The sequence below is a fragment of the Endozoicomonas sp. SESOKO2 genome (assembly GCF_024606245.1).
In the GTDB taxonomy this organism is placed as follows: domain Bacteria; phylum Pseudomonadota; class Gammaproteobacteria; order Pseudomonadales; family Endozoicomonadaceae; genus Endozoicomonas_A.
Window position 1 is genome coordinate 1 of record NZ_JAHHPQ010000756.1, and the last position, 2,319, is coordinate 2,319.

The 2,319-nt window shown below is 44.0% G+C and carries 1 protein-coding gene; it reads left to right on the forward strand.

Annotation, left to right across the window (positions count from 1 at the left end):
* The coding region (locus KDK17_RS17990) for a hypothetical protein (RefSeq protein ID WP_257255334.1) at positions 1 to 2,319 on the forward strand (2,319 nt) is incomplete at both ends.

The following is a 2,319-nucleotide window of genomic DNA, read 5'->3' on the forward strand; positions in this document are numbered from 1 at the left end:
TGCAAATCCTGAAAAAGCAAAAAGAACCGTAAACGCAGCCAGACAACCAAAAGACCTGAAGCCAGGCATCAGAGTATCAAATGAGCTATTTAATGCAAAAATACATGACCAGTATTTATTTCAACTGGATAACAATATTATTAAAGAAGTCAGATTGATTGAGGCAAATCCGGAAAGGTTTTTACAACAGACAGAAAAAAAAATCTCAGCATTCAAAAAGGCTGTTGTAAAAAATAAAAATCCAACAAACGAGCTTGGACTGGGCTATTACTCTTTTCTCAAGGCACTGGCCATGATGAGGGCCAAAATGTCAGATGATGACAAAACCATTGAGTTGTCCTTTAGTCCGGAAGTCAGGCGCAGAGCCAAAGAGATAGAAGAAGCTATTTCAATTTCTGTACTACATTGCTTCCCTTATGTCAGGATGCTCAGGTTGTTTTATGAACATGTTATGCAAGGAGAGGCTCAGGAAAAAATAATAAATGCTTATTTCTCAGCATTGTCGGGAGTGTCACAATCTATTGAGATTTTATTGGCATATGAGTCAAATCCATCGGTTCTGGGCGGGATGTTACTCAAGTGGCTGGTAGTGATTCCAAAGCCTTTCGAACTGAAACTGGCTTTTGATAGAGACACTTACATGGAAAATCCGAAAAGCAATATTCCGGGTAGGATAACGCCTTCTATACGTTTACTCAGAGAGTTTTTGGAGCAACTTCCGATAAAAGGCTCTGATGGCGCAGTTGATCTTATCTTGAATCGTATGAGCCAGCAATTTACAGATAGCCAGCATCTGCCAGACGAACAACAGGAACAAGTCGCAACGGGAGCCAGAGCGGCAGCAGAGGTTGCAGCAAAAGCGAACGCAGACGCGAAAGCGGCGGCAAAAGCTGCAGCAAAAGCGAACGCAGACGCGAAAGTGGCGGCAAAAGCTGCAGCAAAAGCGAACGCAGACGCGAAAGCGGCGGCAAAAGCGAATGCAGACACACAAGCGACAGCAATAGCGGCAGTGGAAGCGACAGCGTTAGCGACAGCGGCAGCAGCAGCGGCCATGGAAGCGACAGCAGCAGCAACAATGACGGCGAAAGCAGCAGGATTAGCTACAACAGAGGCAGTAGAAGAAACAGCAAGGCAAGCGGAAGAGCAAGCAATATTAAGATTGATACTTTACTTTGCCACTGGTCGACCGGACTTACTGGACTTTTATACCCTCGATTTATCGTCAATTCTCATTCGCTTTTCTGTGCTGGAGTTTGTTGAAGATGCACCAAACTCATTGCTTACCGCACTCCTGATAGAGTTGCAAGAGACATTCGCTGAAAATATTGATCCTGAGAAACGGTCAAATGCGGATCTTATAGAACTTGCTTTTCATCTGGTTGGTGCATCACCAGAAGCAGAGCCGCTTTTATATCATCTTAAAAGCCTTAAACCCACTGACCAAGCCCGCACTACCGCCCTTCATTTTGGTCATGACTTACAATTTCTAACAAAATTAATTGAAATGTCTCCTGAACTGGTCAGTAAGGACAACATATCGTATTGGTACAACACCCTTTTATTGGTTCACGAGTCGATTATCAGGCAAATTGGTGGCAACCCGGAAAAGGCCATCAAGCTCCAGGGTGATTCAGGAGGTTGGATATCATTACGCAAATTGTTTATAAGACATATATGGCATGGGCCACCCACGGTTAAATATAATGCTGTATCATGGTATAGCAACTACGCTGTTTTTCACAGTAACAACTTGGAAAAGTTCTCTGCCGGAAACGAAAGTGCTTTTATTGCTGCTATTAAACAATCCAGAGAAGTTGGCTATCAGATATTAAAACAACAGTTAGACAAGTATGATGATAAAACGGATTCTCAATCATTACAAATGTCAGGCTGGCTTCATTGCCTGGCTGGGTTAACGCTTCTGGAGGCAGAGATAAGTTCTGACCACAAACAGGTAGTATTAACCGGTCGCAAAAGGGCACTGACCAGTGCACATGATCACTTCAGGAAATCGCGTCAAGCCGGCTTCCCTTATGGAGGTTATCTTGAATCACTCGTGGGTATGCGCCTGGACAGCTACCAGTATTATCAGAGTCAGACATCCGAAGCCACACAAACAGCCCCAACCAACAAGCCTGTTATTCAATACACGTCGACCAAAAAGCCGGCGGAAAAGATCTTTATTGAAGCGGGTAAGATTGTTACTGAACTTTTACCTGAGCTGATAGTGAGCTCTATATGTGGAGTACGTTTTGCGGCTGAAGCAGCCATCAGAATCTTTACTGATGAACGGTTTAATCTTCTGCACATCCCACAGGC